The sequence below is a fragment of the Streptomyces sp. NPDC015125 genome (genome assembly GCF_043080045.1).
Taxonomy (GTDB): Bacteria; Actinomycetota; Actinomycetes; order Streptomycetales; family Streptomycetaceae; genus Streptomyces.
Genome location: NZ_JBIBVF010000046.1, coordinates 1 through 3335 on the forward strand (window position 1 = coordinate 1; position 3335 = coordinate 3335).

The 3335-nt window shown below is 70.4% G+C and carries 2 protein-coding genes and 1 pseudogene; all 3 read right to left on the minus strand.

Going from position 1 to position 3335, the window contains the following annotated elements:
• Positions 1-644, minus strand: a pseudogene (locus tag ACF088_RS41140) (hypothetical protein); the annotation flags it as partial.
• A gap of 8 nt (positions 645-652) precedes the next feature.
• Positions 653-1948: an activator-dependent family glycosyltransferase gene (locus tag ACF088_RS41145; RefSeq protein ID WP_392381109.1), complete on the minus strand. Its 1296-nt coding sequence runs from the start codon at positions 1946-1948 to the stop codon at positions 653-655.
• 3 nt (positions 1949-1951) lie between these two features.
• Positions 1952-3259, minus strand: coding sequence for an activator-dependent family glycosyltransferase (locus ACF088_RS41150; protein WP_392381110.1), 1308 nt, complete (start codon positions 3257-3259; stop codon positions 1952-1954).
• Positions 3260-3335: the final 76 nt, after the last annotated feature.

The window sequence follows — 3335 nt, forward strand, 5'->3', positions numbered from 1 at the left end:
CTGCCGGGGAACTGATCGATGGTGAAGTGACCGGTGACCATGTCCTCGGTGAACTCACCGCCGTACTTACGGGCATAGCCGCCCAGCCACTGCGCAAGAGGATCCGACCGCTGCCCCTCGGGCTGCTGCGCCTTGAGACGCAGGAACCGGTCCCGCGGTACGCCGAAGACGTCGACGCCGAAGAGCAGGCGGGCGTGCGCGGCACCTACGGCCTTGGCCGCGATCGGAGCGGCAAGGGTCAGCGGATCCCAGATCACCAGGTCCGGCTTCCAGTGCAGCGCGAAGTCCACCAGATCGGCGATCATCGGGAAGTTGTCCTCGCGCAGGGACCCGGAGACCAGCTCGTAGCCTTCGAGCATGGCTTCCCAGGTCGCCGTCGACGGGTCCGAGGTGACGTTCCAGGGCGTGGGCAGGCCGACGCGTGACTCGGCGATCAGCTCCGGGTCGACCAGCTCCAGCAGCCGGAAGGGGTTCTGGCGGCGTCCGACGGGGACGGCGGTCAGCCCGGCCTGGGTGATGGTGGGGGCGAACGAGGGCTGGCCGGCGAAGCGGACCTCGTGCCCCGCGGTACGCAGCGCCCAGGCCAGCGGCACCATGTACTGGAAGATGCTCTTGTGCGGGTTGGCCGCGAACAGCACACGCATGGGTGGCCTCACTGGGGTCGGCGGTCGGAGGAGCGGAACTCGGCGGTGAGCTCGACGAGCCGGGGCACCAGCTCGTTGGGCGTCGGCAGGGCGTGCAACTCGTCGCGCAGGACTGTCGCCCGGTCCCGGAAAATTGGTTCGCCGAGCAGCCGCAGCGCGGCCTCGCGCACGACCGGCACAGTCGCCCGATCGGCCTCGATCGCGATGCTGCCGCCCTGTTGCGCGGCCCGGCGGCCGAGTACGGGCGCATCGAAGTCCCAGGGCAACAGCAGTTGTGGCACGGGATGCTGCGCCATCGTCAGCAGGGTCCCGAAGCCGGCGTGGTGAATGGCCAGACTGCAGGTCGGGGCCAGGGCGTGCATCGGCACATACGGCACCAGCCGGGCGTTGTCGGGCACCCGGGCGAGCTTCTTCTGCTCGTTCTCGGCGACGGTGGCGACGACCTCGAGGTCGAGATCGGCCAGCGAGTCCAGGACGCCCTGGACGTCGACCGCGTAACCGGCACCATGGTCGGTGGAGCTGACACCCATGGTCAGGGCCACCCGAGGCCGCTCGGGCGCGGTCCACAGCCACTTCGGCAGCACCGCCGGTCCACCGTAGGGGACGAACCGCATGGACAGGGTGGGCAGCTCGCTCTCCAGCCGGAGGGACCCCGGGAGCTGGTCGATGGTGAAGTGCCCGGTGACCATGTCCTCGGTGAACTCCCCGCCATACATGCGGGCATAGCCGCCCAGCCACTCACCGAGCGGATCGGGCCGCTCGCCCTGCGGTTGCCGGTCGCGCAGACGCCGGAAGTGCTCGCGGGTGCTGCCGAAGACATCGACGCTCCACAGCAACCGTCCGTGCGCGGCACCGCACGCCTTCGCGGCGATGGGCGCCGCCATCGCCAGCGGCTCCCACAGGACGAGATCCGGCCGCCACGAACAGGCGAAGCGGACCAGGTCGGCGATCATGGGGAAGCTCGCCGGCTTGTGCCACAGGTCCACGATCTCGGCATAACCCTCGCTGAGACGGCTCCACTCGGCCCGGGACGGGTCGTGTGCCACGTCGTACGGCGCGGGCAGCCCGAACTCCGGCCGGTACGACCAGTCCGGAAGGGTGTGCATCTGGCGGCGCAGCAGCTCCCACAGGTCGTAGTCCCGGCCGACCGGTACGGCGGTGAGCCCCGCCTGTGTGATCACGTCCGCGAACCACGGGGTGCAGGCGACCCGTACCTCGTGCCCCGCGGTGCGGAGTGCCCACGCCAACGGCAGCATGGGCAGCACATGCGCCTTCTCGGGATTGGCGACGAACAGGACGCGCACGGCTCACGCTCCGATCGGGCCGGCAGGGACCCCGGCCCGGGTCCGGTTCCCGGCCGCGAACCGTTCCAGCGTGCCCACCAGGTCGTTGGGGGCGGGCATGGCGAGCATGCGGTCGCGCAGCTCGGCAGCGCCCTGCCGGAATCCCGGATCGCCCAGCAGGTTCAGCAGACCGGCACGGACGTCCGCACCGGTGGTCTCCTTCGGGTTCAGCATCAGCCCGGCACCGATCGCACGGACGCCGGTGGCCAGCGCCGGGCCGTCGTTGTCCCAGGGCAGGGTCAGCTGGGGCAGTCCGCGCAGCGCCGTGGTGGCAAGGGTGCCGAAACCGGCGTGATGGATGACCGCGTCGCAGGTGGCGGCGAGCGCGTCCAGCGGCAGAAAGGACGCCACTTTGGTGTTGGCCGGAATCCGGTCGAGCTTGCGCTGCTCGGCCTCTGCGATCGTGGCGATCAGTTCGATGTCCAGGTCGCCGAGCGCGTCGAGGACATCCTGCACGCCGACGGCGTACTCACCACCGTGGCCGGTGGTGCTCAGTCCCAGGGTGAGCGCCACCCGCGGCTTGTCCGGCGGGTGGCTCAGCCAGGTGGGGACGACGGCGGCGCCGCCGTAGGGCACGTACCGGAGCGGCAGGTACTCGACGCCGCCGGCACGGTTCTGGAGGCATTCCGGGACCAGATCGATGGTGACCTGCCCGGTGACCATCTCCTCGCCGAACTCGGTGCCGTACCGGCGGGCGTAGCCGCCCAGCCAGTCGGCCATGGGGTCGGTGCGCCCGCTCTCCGGCTGCTGTGCACGCAGGCGCAGGAAGTGTTCGCGGGCCACCCCGTACATATCGGTGCCGAAGAGCAGGCGGGCGTGCGCGGCACCGGTGGCCTTGGCCGCGATCGCGCCGGCGTAGGTGAGCGGTTCCCAGATGATCAGGTCCGGCTGCCAGTGCCGGGCGAACTCCACCAGATCGTTGACCATCGGCACATTGCTGGTCTTGTGCCAGCGCTCGACCTGCGCCGCGTACCCCTGACTGAGGTACTCCCAGGTGATGTCCTCGTGCGCCCTGCCGGTCACGTCGTACGGCAGCGGCATCCCGCCCTGGTCGGACCGGCCGAGCCAGCTGGGGTCCCTGGAGAGGATCTGCCACAGGTCCCGGTCGCGGCCGACGGGTACGGCGGTGAGCCCGGCCTGGGTGATGACCTCGGTGAACTTCGGCTGACTCGCAAAGCGGACTTCGTGGCCGGCAGTACGCAGCGCCCAGGCCAGAGGAGCCATCAGGAGGAAGTGGGTCCGCTCCGGATAGGCGGTGAACAGGACTCGCATGGCTGCTGCTTTCCGTGTGGGTCAGGCGGTGGTGCCGCGGTGCCGGGCGGTGAGTTCTTCGAGGCGGGGGACGAGC